The following is a 13,495-nucleotide window of genomic DNA, read 5'->3' on the forward strand; positions in this document are numbered from 1 at the left end:
AAACATGAGCGATTCCCTGCAGCTGATCCTTGAAGACACCGACGGCACGCAACTGCAAACCACGTGCACCCGCGTTGCGGTCATGTGGCAAGGCAAAGAGCTGTGGATTCAGCAAGACGGCCGTGGCCAGTTGCTGATCGGCGTAGACGTCGAGGAAGGCGATGCTGAATACGCCAATCTGCTGCTGCGTCCGCTGGCGACTAATCTGGTAAGCCTGCAACTGGAAATGGAACCGGCCGAAGTCGGTGACGACGAAGACCACGTACACGGTCCGGATTGCAACCACGATCACTAAGGAAACCGCTCTATGCTCGCCCTCGGCAAACTGCTTGAACTGACCCTCGCCGGCCGCGAACCGGCGGAGAAGACTCAACTGACTGTCGAAGGCGTGCGCATGCGCTGGTTGAGCGAGGGGGCGCTGGAAGTCCGGCCTCCCGAAGCTCGCGACAATGGCCTGGATCTGCTGCTGTCGGCAGGGATTCATGGCAATGAAACAGCGCCGATCGAGTTGCTTGATCGGCTGTTGCACGACATCGCCCGTGGTGATCTGAAACCGCGTGCACGCATTCTGTTCCTGTTCGGCAATCCGGAAGCGATTCGCAAGGGCGAGCGTTTCATCGAGCAGGACGTCAATCGGCTGTTCAACGGCCGTCACGAACAAAGCAGTGGCTTCGAAGCGCTGCGCGCCTGTGAGCTTGAGCGTCTGGCGGCGAGTTTCTTCAACCTGCCGGATCGTCAGCGCCTGCACTATGACCTGCACACCGCGATTCGTGGCTCGAAGATCGAACAGTTCGCCCTGTATCCGTGGAAGGAAGGTCGCCAGCATTCGCGCCGGGAGCTGATCCGTCTGCGCGCCGCCGGCATGGAAGCGGTGCTGTTGCAGAACAAGCCGTCCATCGTGTTCAGCTCGTACACCTACGACAAACTCAGTGCCGAGTCCTTTACTCTGGAACTGGGCAAGGCGCGGCCGTTCGGGCAGAACGAAGGGGTTGATGTATCGCGGCTGGAAACCCGTCTGAAGCAGATCATCGAAGGCACCGAGCCGGAAACGGCAGAAGGCCTGGACGGTTTGCAACTGTTCAGTGTGGCGCGCGAGATCATCAAGCACAGCGATGCCTTCCGCCTGAACCTGCCGGCGGACATCGAAAACTTCTCGGAGCTGGATGTGGGTTATGTGCTGGCCGAAGATCTGGCCAATACCCGCTGGATCATCGAAGAGAAGGGCGCACGAATCATCTTCCCCAATCCCAAGGTCAAGAACGGCCTGCGGGCGGGCATCCTGATCGTGCCGACCACCGACGAACACCTCGCCTGACCCAGTCGCAAGGTCGATATAAAACCACTGTGGGAGCTAGCCTGCTGGCGATTGCGATGTGTCAGTCAGTTTAAATGTCGACTGATACGACGCCATCGCCAGCAGGCTGGCTCCCACAGTTTGTCCGTTGTTTGGACCGCTGCAGCAGCGATCCGTCTGCGGGCAGGCATCCTGATCGTGCCGACCACCGCACCTCGCCTGAGGTCGATATAAAACCACTGTGGGAGCTAGCCTGCTGGCGATTGCGATGTGTCAGTCAGTTTAAATGTCGACTGATACGACGCCATCGCCAGCAGGCTGGCTCCCACAGTTTGTCCGTTGTTTGGACCGCTGCAGCAGCGATCCGTCTGCGGGCAGGCATCCTGATCGTGCCGACCACCGCACCTCGCCTGAGGTCGATATAAAACCACTGTGGGAGCTAGCCTGCTGGCGATTGCGATGTGTCAGTCAGTTTAAATGTCGACTGATACGACGCCATCGCCAGCAGGCTCGCTCCCACAGTGAGCTGAGTGAAATTCCAGACTTCACTCAGTTCAAGTCTGGATCAGACCGCTACAGCACGCGGCTCGGTACGGCGCAGGGCACGGATCTTCTGCAAGGTGTCAGCACAGGTTTTTGCCGCTTCCTGACCCTTGTGCACAAAGTGCTCATAGAAGAACTTCTGATGTTCTTCGCCGGAATGGAAGTGATGCGGGGTCAGAGACACCGAGAACACCGGCACTTCGGTTTCCAGTTGCACCTGCATCAGGCCGCTGACCACTGACTGGGCGACGAACTCGTGACGATAGATGCCGCCGTCCACGACCAGGGCTGCCGCAACGATGCCGGCATAACGGCCGGTCTTGGCCAGTAGCTTGGCGTGCAGGGGCATTTCAAAGGCGCCGCCGACTTCAAAGCAGTCGATGTCCGATTCCTGATAGCCCTGGGCAATCATTTCGGCGATGAAGCCTTTACGGCTCTGGTCGACGATTTCCTTGTGCCAGCAGGCCTGGATGAACGCAACGCGCTCGCCCTGATGGTGTTTGGTCTTGCTGTCGATAGCGGTGGGTTGCATGTTCTGACTCCTGTTTGTGTGAAAAACAGGGCGTTATGAATCGAAGGGGATTCAAGGGTACGCACGCTGGCACGCATGCCTGCGGACGATCCTTTGGCGTTAATCCCGTTCTCTCTTCATCCGGACTATGACCGTCGGCCCCGGGATCGCACCGGGTCTGCTGACCTTGCCGTCGTGCACCGCAAAATGCCGTGTCCGTCGCCAAGCGCTCGCGGGCTATGCGCATTGCGCGCAATTACCGCCGGTGGGGAGTTGCACCCCGCCCTGAGAACGTTTTTGCCGCCCTTTCTCGGGCGGCGCAGCGTTTTTATCACAGATTGGCGGGCGATGCATTGCGCCTTTCTGATGATTGCCATCAAGTTTTTTGAACGCTTGCGAGGAGAATTCCTGCGCCAAGGGTTGATTAATCGTCGCCATGACCGCAGTAATTCACCTTCGTAAAGGGAATTCCCCTGCTGACTTGAGGCCAGGTTCATGAGCGTTATCGATCTTCGCAGCGACACCGTCACCCAACCATCGACCGCCATGCTCGACGCAATGACCAGTGCCGCCACCGGTGACGATGTGTATGGCGAAGATCCGACGGTCATTCGTCTGGAAGCTGAGCTGGCCAAACGGCTGGGCTTCGCCGCAGCGCTGTTCGTGCCGACCGGCACCATGAGCAACCTGCTGGGCCTGATGGCGCACTGCGAACGCGGTGACGAGTACATCGTCGGTCAGCAGGCGCACACCTACAAGTACGAAGGCGGAGGCGCGGCGGTGCTCGGTTCGATCCAGCCGCAGCCGCTGGAAGTGCAGGCCGATGGCTCGCTGGATCTCGATCAGGTCGCCGCGGCGATTAAGCCCGATGACTTCCACTTCGCCCGCACCCGTCTGCTGGCGCTGGAAAACACCATGCAAGGCAAAGTGCTGCCGCTGGAATATCTGGCGCGGGCGCGTCGTTTTACCCAGGACAATGGCTTGCAATTGCATCTCGACGGCGCGCGTTTGTACAACGCTTCGGTCAAGCTCGGTGTCGATGCGCGGGAAATCACCCAGTATTTCGATTCGGTTTCCGTTTGTCTGTCCAAAGGGCTCGGCGCGCCGGTCGGTTCGGTGCTGTGCGGTTCGGTCGAGCTGATCGGCAAGGCCCGACGTCTACGCAAAATGGTCGGTGGCGGCATGCGTCAGGCTGGATTGCTGGCAGCGGCGGGGCTGTATGCGCTGGAGCACAACGTCGAGCGTCTGGCGGATGACCACGCCAACGCAGCGTTTCTGGCCGAAGGCCTGCGCGGCGCAGGTTTTACCGTCGAGCCAGTGCAGACCAACATGGTTTACGTGCAGATGGGTGACCAGGCCGAAGCGATCAAGGCGTTCGCCGCTGAACGCGGGATCAAGCTCAGTGCCGCCGCTCGTCTGCGCATGGTCACGCACATGGACGTCAATCGCTCGCAAATCGAGCAAGTGATCGCGACATTCGTCGAGTTTTCGCGCAAGTGACAGCGTTAGCCGTCCAATTGACCGTTTCTATCGTATAAACACGCTGTACCCCGCGCGCAGGGCCGATATAATGCGGCCCTTTGCCGTCGCTTCGTCTGTTGACGTTTCGCACAGGCCTTTGGCCGCAGCCTCCGTGGAAGAACCTAATGAAAAGCGCAGAAATCCGTGAAGCCTTCCTTCGCTTCTTCGAAGAGCAAGGCCACACCCGTGTAGCCTCCAGCTCTTTGATTCCGGGCAACGACCCAACCCTGCTGTTCACCAACGCGGGGATGAACCAGTTCAAGGACTGCTTCCTGGGCCAGGAAAAACGTGCGTACACCCGTGCGACCAGCAGCCAGAAATGCGTGCGTGCCGGTGGCAAGAACAGTGACCTGGAAAACGTTGGTTATACCGCTCGTCACCACACGTTCTTCGAAATGCTGGGCAACTTCAGCTTCGGTGACTATTTCAAGCACGACGCCATCACCTTTGCCTGGACCTTCCTGACCGGCGTTCTGAAACTGCCGAAGGAAAAACTCTGGGTCACTGTCTACGCCTCCGATGACGAAGCGTATGACATCTGGACCAAACAGGTCGGTGTACCGGTCGAGCGCATGATTCGCATCGGCGACAACAAGGGCGCGCCATACGCCTCCGACAACTTCTGGACCATGGGCGATACCGGCCCGTGCGGTCCGTGCACCGAGATTTTCTACGATCACGGCGACCACATCTGGGGCGGCCCACCGGGTTCGCCGGAAGAAGATGGCGACCGTTACATCGAGATCTGGAACAACGTGTTCATGCAGTTCAACCGCACCGCCGATGGCGTGTTGCATCCGTTGCCAGCGCCGTCGGTGGATACCGGCATGGGCCTGGAGCGGATCAGTGCGGTGATGCAGCACGTCAATTCCAACTATGACATCGACCTGTTCAAGAACCTGCTGAGCGCTTCGGCCGAAGCAATCGGTTGCGAGAATGGCGATCAGTCGTCGCTCAAGGTTGTGTCTGACCACATCCGTTCTTGCGGCTTCCTGATTGCCGATGGCGTGCTGCCGTCCAACGAAGGTCGCGGTTACGTACTGCGCCGGATCATTCGTCGTGCCTGCCGTCATGGCAACAAGCTGGGCGCGACCGGCAGCTTCTTCTACAAGATCGTTGCCGCGCTGGTTGCCGAGATGGGCGAAGCCTTCCCGGAACTCAAGCAACAACAAGCCAACATCGAGCGCGTGCTCAAGGCTGAAGAAGAGCAGTTCTCCAAGACGCTGGAGCACGGCCTGAAGATTCTTGAACAGGATCTGCTCGACCTCAAAGGCACCGTGGTGCCGGGCGACGTGGTGTTCAAGCTGTATGACACCTACGGTTTCCCGATGGACCTGACCGCTGACATCGCTCGCGAACGCGGCCTGACTGTTGATGAAGTCGGTTTCGAACGTGAAATGGAAGCCCAGCGCGTTCGTGCGCGTTCGGCCAGTTCGTTCGGTCTGGACTACAACACTCTGGTCAAGGTTGACGTGGCCACCGAGTTCACCGGTTACAAAGCCACCAGCGGTTCGGCAAAAATTGTCGCAATCTATAAAGATGGCCAGTCGGTCGACGTCTTGAATGAAGGCGAAGAGGCGGTGATCGTTCTGAATCAAACGCCGTTCTACGCTGAATCCGGCGGCCAGATCGGCGATTGCGGTTTCCTTCAGGCAGGCAACGCGCGTTTCGACGTGCGCGACACCACCAAGACCGGCGGCGCATTCCTGCACCACGGCGTGCTGGCTTCGGGCAGTCTGACCGTCGCGGCCCCGGTGGAAGCTCATGTGGATGCCGAAGTGCGTCACGCGACATCGCTGAATCACTCGGCCACGCACTTGCTGCACGCAGCATTGCGCCAAGTGCTGGGCGAACACGTCCAGCAGAAAGGTTCGTTGGTCGACAGTCAGCGTCTGCGTTTCGACTTCAGCCACTTTGAAGCGATCAAGCCTGAGCAGATCAAAGCGCTGGAAGACATCGTCAACGCCGAGATTCGCAAGAACTCCGCTGTTGAAACCGAAGAGACCGACATCGAAACCGCCAAGAACAAAGGCGCGATGGCTCTGTTCGGCGAGAAGTACGGCGACAATGTGCGCGTGCTGAGCATGGGCGGTGATTTCTCCGTCGAGCTGTGTGGCGGTATCCACGCCAACCGTACCGGCGACATCGGCCTGCTGAAAATCATCAGCGAAGGCGGTGTGGCATCGGGCGTGCGTCGTATCGAAGCCGTCACCGGCGCTGCGGCTCTGGCTTACTTGAACGCTGCGGAAGAACAACTCAAGGAAGCGGCCAGCCTGGTCAAAGGCAGCCGCGACAACCTGATCGACAAGCTGTCGGCTGTGCTGGAGCGCAATCGTCTGCTGGAGAAGCAACTCGAGCAGTTGCAAGCCAAGGCTGCCAGCGCTGCGGGCGACGATCTGTCGGCCTCGGCACTGGACGTCAAAGGCGTGAAGGTTCTGGCCGCTCGTCTGGATGGTCAGGACGGCAAGGCGCTGCTGGCGCTGGTCGATCAACTGAAAAACAAACTCGGCCGCGCAGTGATCCTGCTCGGCGGTGTCCATGAGGAAAAGGTCGTACTGGTTGCAGGCGTGACCAAGGACCTGACTGGCCAACTCAAAGCCGGTGATTTGATGAAGCAGGCTGCTGCGGCAGTGGGCGGGAAGGGCGGTGGTCGTCCGGACATGGCGCAGGGCGGCGGTGTCGACGCCGGCGCACTGGATGGCGCATTGGCGCTGACCGTCCCATTTGTAGAGCAGGGTTTATAAGGCAGTCCGTCGCGCCCGCAGTCTAGTGGCCGGCGCGACGGCTGTTTGAGTGATTATTGCGCGCCCTTCATGGGCAGAGGCGGCTTTGAAATGGCTTTGATCGTACAGAAATTTGGAGGCACCTCAGTCGGCACTGTCGAGAGAATCGAGCAGGTCGCCGACAAGGTTAAGAAATTCCGCGATGCCGGCGATGACCTGGTGGTCGTGCTGTCTGCAATGAGCGGCGAAACCAACCGTCTGATCGATCTGGCCAAGCAAATCAGTGGCGACGAGCAACCGGTTCCACGTGAGCTGGACGTGATTGTTTCCACTGGTGAGCAGGTGACGATTGCCCTGTTGGCCATGGCGCTGATCAAGCGTGGCGTGCCGGCAGTGTCGTACACCGGCAATCAGGTGCGGATTCTGACGGACAGCGCGCACAATAAAGCGCGTATCTTGCAGATTGATGACCAGAAGATTCGCGGTGATCTGAAGGCCGGTCGCGTAGTGGTTGTCGCCGGTTTCCAGGGCGTCGACGAGCACGGCAACATCACCACCCTCGGTCGTGGCGGTTCCGACACTACCGGCGTGGCGCTGGCCGCAGCGCTGAAAGCTGACGAATGCCAGATCTACACCGACGTCGACGGTGTCTACACCACCGACCCGCGCGTGGTATCCGTGGCTCAGCGTCTAGACAAGATCACCTTTGAAGAGATGCTGGAAATGGCCAGCCTCGGATCGAAGGTGTTGCAGATCCGTGCGGTGGAATTCGCCGGCAAGTACAACGTTCCGCTGCGCGTACTGCACAGCTTCAAGGAGGGTCCGGGCACCCTCATTACTATTGATGAAGAGGAAACCATGGAACAGCCGATCATTTCCGGCATCGCTTTCAACCGCGATGAAGCCAAGCTGACCATCCGTGGCGTGCCAGACACCCCGGGTGTGGCGTTCAAGATTCTCGGCCCGATCAGTGCCGCGAACATCGAAGTCGACATGATCGTGCAGAACGTTGCGCACGATAACACCACCGACTTCACCTTCACCGTACACCGCAATGACTATCAGGCCGCACAGACCGTGCTGGAAAACACCGCTCGCGAGATCGGTGCCCGTGAAGTCGTTGGCGACACCAAGATTGCCAAGGTCTCGATCGTCGGCGTCGGCATGCGTTCCCACGCAGGCGTTGCCAGCCGCATGTTCGAATCGCTGGCCAAGGAAAGCATCAACATCCAGATGATCTCGACTTCGGAAATCAAGGTTTCCGTAGTGATCGAAGAGAAATACCTGGAACTGGCTGTGCGCGCCCTGCACACGGCTTTCGAACTGGATGCGCCTGCCCGTCAGGGCGAGTAATCCGCTGACAAGAAGGGCGCGGTCTGACCGCGCCCTTTATTTTTTGAATGGCGCGAGCCCTGAACTGTTCTTTTGCTCGCGCTGGTCAATACTCAGGCATGTAGGGCTACGATCGCTCCGGTTGTAGGTCGGGTGCCTTTTTTTTGCAGACTGTTGTCCCTGAACTGAATTGCGTAAGGAGAAAGGTATGCTGATTCTGACTCGTCGATGCGCAGAAAGCCTGATTATCGGTGATGGCGAAATCACCGTGACCGTGCTCGGCGTTAAAGGAAACCAAGTGCGTATCGGGGTGAACGCTCCGAAAGAGGTTGCCGTGCACCGTGAGGAAATTTACCTGCGTATAAAGAAAGAGAAGGACGAAGAACCAAGCCATTAATTTTTATCGATTTTTATGTTTGCAAACGGGGAAAAGGTTGGTTAAGATACGCCCCGTGTTGCGGAGAGCTGGCCGAGTGGCCGAAGGCGCTCCCCTGCTAAGGGAGTACACCTCAAAAGGGTGTCGGGGGTTCGAATCCCCCGTTCTCCGCCATTATTTGCTTAGTACGTCGTAATCTGGCTTTTTCTGTAAGTTGTTGAATTTATTAGAAAAAGTGGTTGGAATAGAGATTAGACGGGCTATAATGCGGCGCAACAAATGCACTCGTAGCTCAGCTGGATAGAGTACTCGGCTACGAACCGAGCGGTCACAGGTTCGAATCCTGTCGAGTGCACCATTTAAGAGTCACTTACAGCAATGTAAGTAACTTGGCTTCAACCAGTTGTGATCTGGTCTAAAAACACAAAATGCACTCGTAGCTCAGCTGGATAGAGTACTCGGCTACGAACCGAGCGGTCACAGGTTCGAATCCTGTCGAGTGCACCATTTAAGAGATATTTGCAGCAATGCAGGTAACTCGGCTTCAACCAGTTGTGATCTGGTCTAAAAACACAAAATGCACTCGTAGCTCAGCTGGATAGAGTACTCGGCTACGAACCGAGCGGTCACAGGTTCGAATCCTGTCGAGTGCACCATATACCGAAAAGCCCGCGTTTATCGCGGGCTTTTTGCTGTCCGGGATTTGGCTTTTTCTTTCACGCATCCCCTCTCATCAAAACTCACCACTGCACTACGCCCGCGCTTTGGTTTGTATTGCCAGGCAGTGCTCGAATTACGAATGCTGACCTTGTCTGGCTTGCCCAGAACAGCTTCGACATCCCTTTGATCCATCCCGGCAATGATCCGCTGGTTGATGATCGCTTCACGACGTTGTCTGGCATCGATCAGATTTGCGCATTTACCTTCCCGAGAGCCGACAATGCCCGGCTCGCGCCTTTTGGTATTCATACCGGATGTTTCTTCGTGATTGGCTTCCGGCATCACGGCGACAACCGATCCCGGAAAATAAGGGCGTACTTCTTGCCGTGTAAGGCGTTCATCGCTCGCGCAGCTCATCGTTGTGAACGTTATGCCGCCGTCGGCAGCTTCGCAGCGGTGAATCGCAGTCGCGGCCTCGGTGCGCGGCAGGCAGAGTAGGGCGGTGATGAAAAAAATGACTGCTTGAGATGGCATTCGACGTCCTCCATGACGATCTATGCTCAAGGGTAGCCGCTACATTTTTCAGCGCTGGTGTGTTTTCTTTTCAGGATGAGTCGTCGCATTTGCACGGATCAGGAGTGCGCTCAGGTTTGTCACGCAAGCGCTTGTTTCAGCCGTGATTTTTTAACGTTTTAAACCGTCAGGCGTGTATCATTGCGCCCGTCAGCCCCGCCGGGGCTTGTGGAATACCTCCATGGACTTACCCAGTAGTTACTCAGTACCCCGTTTTACCAATCATGAATTGACTGATTGATCCTTCCGGCGTGCCCCGCTGCTGGGAGTGGAGTTCGCCTATGTCTGAAATCGAAGTAAAGAAAACACAAGAAAGCCTGCAGGATCGCCTGGCTCAGGTCCTTGAGTTGCTGCAGCGCCAGCGGGTCGTCGAAGACCTGACTCATCGCCAGGAAGGCCAGAATCAAGACCGGGTGGAAAACCTGGTCCACCGGCAGAATCTCGTCGAGCTGCAACGCAAACTCGATGATCTGCACTCCGCCGACGTTGCCTACATCCTTGAAGCCTTGCCGCTGAGCGATCGACTGACGCTCTGGCAACTGGTCAAGGCTGATCGCGACGGCGACATTCTTCTCGAAGTATCCGATTCCGTTCGTGAAACGCTGATCGCCGACATGGACGATCACGAGCTCCTGGCTGCGGCCAAGGACATGGATGCCGACGAACTTGCTGACCTGGCTTCCGAGCTGCCGCGAGACGTCGTCCATGAGCTGATGGAAACGCTCGACCTGCAACAACGCGAGCGTGTGCGTTCGGCGCTGTCCTATGACGAGGAGCAGGTCGGTGCGCTGATGGACTTCGAGATGGTGACTATCCGTGAGGATGTCAGCCTTGAAGTGGTTCTGCGTTACCTGCGCCGTCTGAAAGAGCTGCCGGGTCACACCGACAAGCTGTTCGTGGTCGATTACGACGGCGTGCTCAAGGGCGTGCTGCCGATCAAGCGTTTGCTGGTCAACGACCCAGACAAACAGGTTGCCGAAGTCATGGCCAGCGATCCGGTGAGTTTCCACCCGGACGAAGACGCCTACGACGCCGCACAGGCGTTCGAGCGTTACGACTTGATCTCCGCCCCGGTCGTCGACAAGAACGGCAAGCTGATCGGCCGTCTGACCATCGACGAAATGGTCGACCTGATTCGTGAAGAGAGCGAAAACGAAGTTCTCAACATGGCGGGTCTGCGTGAAGAGGAAGATATTTTCGCTTCAGTCTGGAAGTCTCTGCGTAACCGCTGGGCGTGGCTGGCGATCAACCTGATCACCGCGTTCATTGCCTCGCGGGTGATCGGTCTGTTTGAAGGCTCGATCGAGAAGTTGGTGGCGCTGGCGGCACTGATGCCGATCGTTGCGGGTATCGGCGGTAACTCCGGCAACCAGACGATCACCATGATCGTGCGTGCGATGGCCCTTGATCAGGTCAGCACCGGCAACACTTCGCGCTTGATGCGTAAGGAGCTGGCCGTAGGCCTGATCAACGGTCTGGTGTGGGGTGGGGTGATCGGTGTGGTCGCCTACTTGCTCTACGGCAGTTGGTCGCTGGGTGTGGTGATGACCGCCGCGATGACCCTGAACCTGCTGCTCGCAGCGCTGATGGGTGTGTTGATCCCTATGACTCTGGCCAAGATGGGCCGCGACCCGGCAATGGGCGCGAGCGTGATGATTACCGCGATGACCGACAGCGGTGGTTTCTTCATCTTCCTGGGGTTGGCGACGATCTTCCTGCTCTGATCGCCCTTCACGAAAAAGCCCGCCGAAATGGCGGGCTTTTTTTCGTCTGTAAAAAGGCAAATTCCGCGCAAAAAAAAGCCAGCAAATCTGCTGGCTTGAGATATTCGTTTGAATCAGGAGGCGTCTGCGGCCATTTCAGCGTCGTGAGCGATCAGCGACACCAGAGCGTTCTGCTGACGGTGAGACAGCTGACGGAAGCGTTGCAACAACTCGCGCTCGTGCAGCGACAGCTCAGGGCTGTCCAGGCGCATGCTCAGCTCTTCGCCCAGTGCGCCTTCCTGAATAAGACTCTGCTCAAGGCGCGCAATGATCTCGGAGTTCATGCTGCGATGATGATTGCGAGCCACTTCGGCAATGCGTTCACGCATCCCGTCTGGCAGACGTACGACGAACTTGTCAGCCGTACGGCTGGAATAAATTGCCTGTTTCAATGGGCGCATATATTTAACCGGTTAGTTCAGGGGAGCGGTTCTCGGAATTGGCCGCAAGATGTGTGTTAGGACAAGCATCCGCGCCAAATGGTTCAACCTGAATTGTTAAGAGGCGCGCATCATGCCTCAAAATTGCCAGATCATTGGCGTCAATTCTGTGACAAATATTGAGCTGGGTAAAGGCGTAATGCCAGCACCAATTATCAGAAATGCGGACTGGTTGGAAAACTTTGCCTCAGTCCGTACATCTGACCGCGTCCCGTGGCTCACCCGCTGATGTTTTGAGGCATCAGAACGTGCATGCTATGCGGCTTCGATCTCTGTTCCTTACCCTGTACAGGATAGTGGCAATTTGCCGATTTACTAGGGGCAGACACGCTCTGGAGGGCGTTTTCAGGATGGATGGCAGGCTTATTTACTTAATGGGACCGTCCGGCTCTGGCAAAGACAGCCTGATCGACGCAGCACGTGAGCGCTTGCACCTGATGAGCTGCGAAGTGGCGCGCCGGGTGATCACCCGTTCGGCGGAATCTGTAGGTGAAGATGCGGTTGGGGTAACCCCGGCGGAGTTCGAGCGGCTTCAGTCGGCGGGGGAGTTTGCCTTGGCCTGGCACGCCAACGGCCTCGATTACGGCATCTCAGCAGAAATCGACCAATGGTTGAAATCCGGACGACATGTACTGGTGAATGGCTCTCGCGGCCATCTGCGCGAAGCTCAGGAGCGTTATCCGACGTTATTGCCGGTGCTGCTGACGGTCAGGGATGAAGTGCTGCGTGAGCGGCTGCTCAGGCGAGGTCGAGAGACCCGTGAACAAATTGACCAGCGGCTTGCCCGCAATGCCCTGTTCACCGAAAGACGATCAAGCAACCAGGCTGTTTTTCAACTCGATAATTCGGGCGACCTGGCTGACGCCGTCAATAACCTGCTGGACTGGATCAGAATCAGCGCAGCACCGGATCAAACTTGATCCTGCGCCCGGCAACCAATGCCAAAACAAAAAACGCAGCAAATACGCCACAGCCAATCAGCGGCAGGGTGACTTCGGTTTCCTCGAACAGCGAAAAATGCAGAGCGCCGCTCAACAAGGCGAGGATCAGAAATCCCGTGGCTGATTTGGACATGCTGTACTCCTGAAGATGATTCAAAAAACCAGACGTTCGCTATCGGACGCTGGCAGCACTTGCTCAGGCTCACTGACGGCCTGGGCGGTGGCGCTGCTCTGATCGCTTAATACCGCCCATTGCGGCGCCTTCTGCACTTGCAGGTAATGCGGCATGCGCTGGGCCACCGCCTCATTGCTCTCGGGGACAAAATGAAACCCCAGCAAAACCGCGAGGGCGATTGCATTGGCGAGCAAGAGAGTGCGGTTCATGGGGCGTGCTCCGATTGTTCTTCTATAGAACAGGCAAAGCAGCCAGCGTGCCAACAGTCTAACCGCTGTTAAGTCCTTTAAAAACAGGCATTTAGCAGGGTTATCCGCAGGTCGCGCATTGCAATCTGCAATGATGGCTTTTTGCGGTGATGCAAAATGCACGGTAAATCTTCCGGCAGCATTGCAGGGCGCCTGCCTACACTTAAAAAGCACCCCGGACGACATGACAAATCATGGCCCGCCCGTTACCATGCACGCCGTCTGTCGCGCCGCGTCTGGCGTGATTACCGTGTGTCTCAGTAGCTCAATTGGATAGAGCATCCCCCTCCTAAGGGGAAGGTTGCAGGTTCGAACCCCGCCTGGGACACCAACCATTCCAACGAAAAGCCCCGTCACCATTTACCGGCTGACGGGGCTTTTTGCGTTTACATCCA

The 13,495-nt window shown here is 57.4% G+C and carries 13 protein-coding genes, 5 tRNA genes and 1 riboswitch; of the genes, 13 read left to right on the forward strand and 5 right to left on the reverse strand.

From position 1 onward, the window contains the following. Positions 1–4: 4 nt before the first annotated feature. Together ACTWLJ_RS14435 and astE are read left to right on the forward strand one after the other, a co-directional pair. A complete protein-coding gene (locus ACTWLJ_RS14435) occupies positions 5–295 on the forward strand; it encodes a topoisomerase II (protein ID WP_401219775.1) in 291 nt (96 codons plus the stop codon). A gap of 12 nt (positions 296–307) precedes the next feature. After that, entirely contained in the window at positions 308–1,315 is a 1,008-nt protein-coding gene (gene astE, locus ACTWLJ_RS14440; protein WP_445181292.1) for a succinylglutamate desuccinylase, read from the forward strand. 544 nt (positions 1,316–1,859) lie between these two features. On the opposite strand, the gene ACTWLJ_RS14445 is transcribed toward astE, so the two are convergent. Further along, positions 1,860–2,369 carry a 6,7-dimethyl-8-ribityllumazine synthase gene (locus ACTWLJ_RS14445; RefSeq protein ID WP_445181293.1) on the reverse strand — a complete coding sequence of 170 codons (510 nt, stop codon included), beginning with the start codon at positions 2,367–2,369 and terminating at the stop codon, positions 1,860–1,862. 103 nt (positions 2,370–2,472) lie between these two features. Then, a riboswitch (FMN riboswitch) is annotated at positions 2,473–2,645 on the reverse strand. Between the two features lie 198 nt (positions 2,646–2,843). Between ACTWLJ_RS14445 and ltaE the strand changes: the two genes are divergently transcribed. From ltaE to ACTWLJ_RS14485, 8 genes are all read left to right on the forward strand, one after another. Then, complete coding sequence (gene ltaE / locus ACTWLJ_RS14450) at positions 2,844–3,848, forward strand: low-specificity L-threonine aldolase (RefSeq protein WP_445181294.1); 1,005 nt, start codon at positions 2,844–2,846, stop codon at positions 3,846–3,848. 146 nt (positions 3,849–3,994) lie between these two features. Next, the gene (gene alaS / locus ACTWLJ_RS14455; RefSeq protein ID WP_445181295.1) at positions 3,995–6,613 is read left to right on the forward strand and encodes an alanine--tRNA ligase; all 2,619 of its coding nucleotides are present in this window, start codon (positions 3,995–3,997) and stop codon (positions 6,611–6,613) included. 90 nt (positions 6,614–6,703) lie between these two features. Then, the gene (locus ACTWLJ_RS14460) at positions 6,704–7,945 is read left to right on the forward strand and encodes an aspartate kinase (protein ID WP_445181296.1); all 1,242 of its coding nucleotides are present in this window, start codon (positions 6,704–6,706) and stop codon (positions 7,943–7,945) included. Between the two features lie 187 nt (positions 7,946–8,132). Next, positions 8,133–8,321: a carbon storage regulator CsrA gene (gene csrA, locus ACTWLJ_RS14465; RefSeq protein WP_002554426.1), complete on the forward strand. Its 189-nt coding sequence runs from the start codon at positions 8,133–8,135 to the stop codon at positions 8,319–8,321. 62 nt (positions 8,322–8,383) lie between these two features. After that, positions 8,384–8,474: transfer RNA gene (locus tag ACTWLJ_RS14470), tRNA-Ser, on the forward strand. A gap of 107 nt (positions 8,475–8,581) precedes the next feature. After that, positions 8,582–8,658, forward strand: a tRNA-Arg gene (locus ACTWLJ_RS14475). A 72-nt stretch (positions 8,659–8,730) separates the two neighbouring features. Then, positions 8,731–8,807, forward strand: a tRNA-Arg gene (locus ACTWLJ_RS14480). Positions 8,808–8,879: 72 nt separating this feature from the next. Then, positions 8,880–8,956: transfer RNA gene (locus ACTWLJ_RS14485), tRNA-Arg, on the forward strand. 19 nt (positions 8,957–8,975) lie between these two features. Here ACTWLJ_RS14485 and ACTWLJ_RS14490 read toward each other — a convergent pair. Next, positions 8,976–9,494, reverse strand: coding sequence for a cell envelope protein SmpA (locus tag ACTWLJ_RS14490; RefSeq protein ID WP_445181297.1), 519 nt, complete (start codon positions 9,492–9,494; stop codon positions 8,976–8,978). 320 nt (positions 9,495–9,814) lie between these two features. On the opposite strand from ACTWLJ_RS14490, the gene mgtE reads away from it, so the two are divergent. Beyond that, a complete protein-coding gene (mgtE, locus tag ACTWLJ_RS14495; protein ID WP_445181298.1) occupies positions 9,815–11,257 on the forward strand; it encodes a magnesium transporter in 1,443 nt (480 codons plus the stop codon). A 113-nt stretch (positions 11,258–11,370) separates the two neighbouring features. Here mgtE and ACTWLJ_RS14500 read toward each other — a convergent pair whose 3' ends face one another. Continuing rightward, entirely contained in the window at positions 11,371–11,697 is a 327-nt protein-coding gene (locus ACTWLJ_RS14500) for an Arc family DNA-binding protein (RefSeq protein WP_003178899.1), read from the reverse strand. 389 nt (positions 11,698–12,086) lie between these two features. Here ACTWLJ_RS14500 and phnN point away from each other — a divergent pair, with 389 nt between their 5' ends. Continuing rightward, entirely contained in the window at positions 12,087–12,656 is a 570-nt protein-coding gene (gene phnN, locus ACTWLJ_RS14505) for a phosphonate metabolism protein/1,5-bisphosphokinase (PRPP-forming) PhnN (protein WP_445181299.1), read from the forward strand. Here the strand turns inward: phnN and ACTWLJ_RS14510 are convergent. Both ACTWLJ_RS14510 and ACTWLJ_RS14515 read right to left on the reverse strand, forming a co-directional pair. After that, complete coding sequence (locus tag ACTWLJ_RS14510) at positions 12,631–12,810, reverse strand: PA3371 family protein (protein ID WP_401220150.1); 180 nt, start codon at positions 12,808–12,810, stop codon at positions 12,631–12,633. The two genes, phnN and ACTWLJ_RS14510, sit on opposite strands and share 26 nt — an antisense overlap. A gap of 20 nt (positions 12,811–12,830) precedes the next feature. Beyond that, positions 12,831–13,061, reverse strand: a complete 231-nt coding sequence (locus ACTWLJ_RS14515; RefSeq protein WP_445181300.1) for a hypothetical protein — start codon at positions 13,059–13,061, stop codon at positions 12,831–12,833. 293 nt (positions 13,062–13,354) lie between these two features. On the opposite strand from ACTWLJ_RS14515, the gene ACTWLJ_RS14520 reads away from it, so the two are divergent. Beyond that, positions 13,355–13,431: transfer RNA gene (locus tag ACTWLJ_RS14520), tRNA-Arg, on the forward strand. The last annotated feature ends 64 nt before the right edge of the window (positions 13,432–13,495 follow it).

Source organism: Pseudomonas sp. McL0111, from assembly GCF_052567255.1.

Bases quoted from the DNA above. Each gene is read 5' to 3' on its own strand.
- ACTWLJ_RS14460 (WP_445181296.1), top strand. From the start codon at position 6,704: ATGGCTTTGATCGTACAGAAATTTGGAGGCACCTCAGTCGGCACTGTC.
- csrA (WP_002554426.1), top strand. From the start codon at position 8,133: ATGCTGATTCTGACTCGTCGATGCGCAGAAAGCCTGATTATCGGTGAT.
- alaS (WP_445181295.1), top strand. From the start codon at position 3,995: ATGAAAAGCGCAGAAATCCGTGAAGCCTTCCTTCGCTTCTTCGAAGAG.
- ACTWLJ_RS14490 (WP_445181297.1), bottom strand. From the start codon at position 9,494: ATGCCATCTCAAGCAGTCATTTTTTTCATCACCGCCCTACTCTGCCTG.
- ACTWLJ_RS14515 (WP_445181300.1), bottom strand. From the start codon at position 13,061: ATGAACCGCACTCTCTTGCTCGCCAATGCAATCGCCCTCGCGGTTTTG.
- ACTWLJ_RS14435 (WP_401219775.1), top strand. From the start codon at position 5: ATGAGCGATTCCCTGCAGCTGATCCTTGAAGACACCGACGGCACGCAA.
- ACTWLJ_RS14500 (WP_003178899.1), bottom strand. From the start codon at position 11,697: ATGCGCCCATTGAAACAGGCAATTTATTCCAGCCGTACGGCTGACAAG.
- astE (WP_445181292.1), top strand. From the start codon at position 308: ATGCTCGCCCTCGGCAAACTGCTTGAACTGACCCTCGCCGGCCGCGAA.
- ACTWLJ_RS14510 (WP_401220150.1), bottom strand. From the start codon at position 12,810: ATGTCCAAATCAGCCACGGGATTTCTGATCCTCGCCTTGTTGAGCGGC.
- ltaE (WP_445181294.1), top strand. From the start codon at position 2,844: ATGAGCGTTATCGATCTTCGCAGCGACACCGTCACCCAACCATCGACC.
- ACTWLJ_RS14445 (WP_445181293.1), bottom strand. From the start codon at position 2,369: ATGCAACCCACCGCTATCGACAGCAAGACCAAACACCATCAGGGCGAG.
- phnN (WP_445181299.1), top strand. From the start codon at position 12,087: ATGGATGGCAGGCTTATTTACTTAATGGGACCGTCCGGCTCTGGCAAA.
- mgtE (WP_445181298.1), top strand. From the start codon at position 9,815: ATGTCTGAAATCGAAGTAAAGAAAACACAAGAAAGCCTGCAGGATCGC.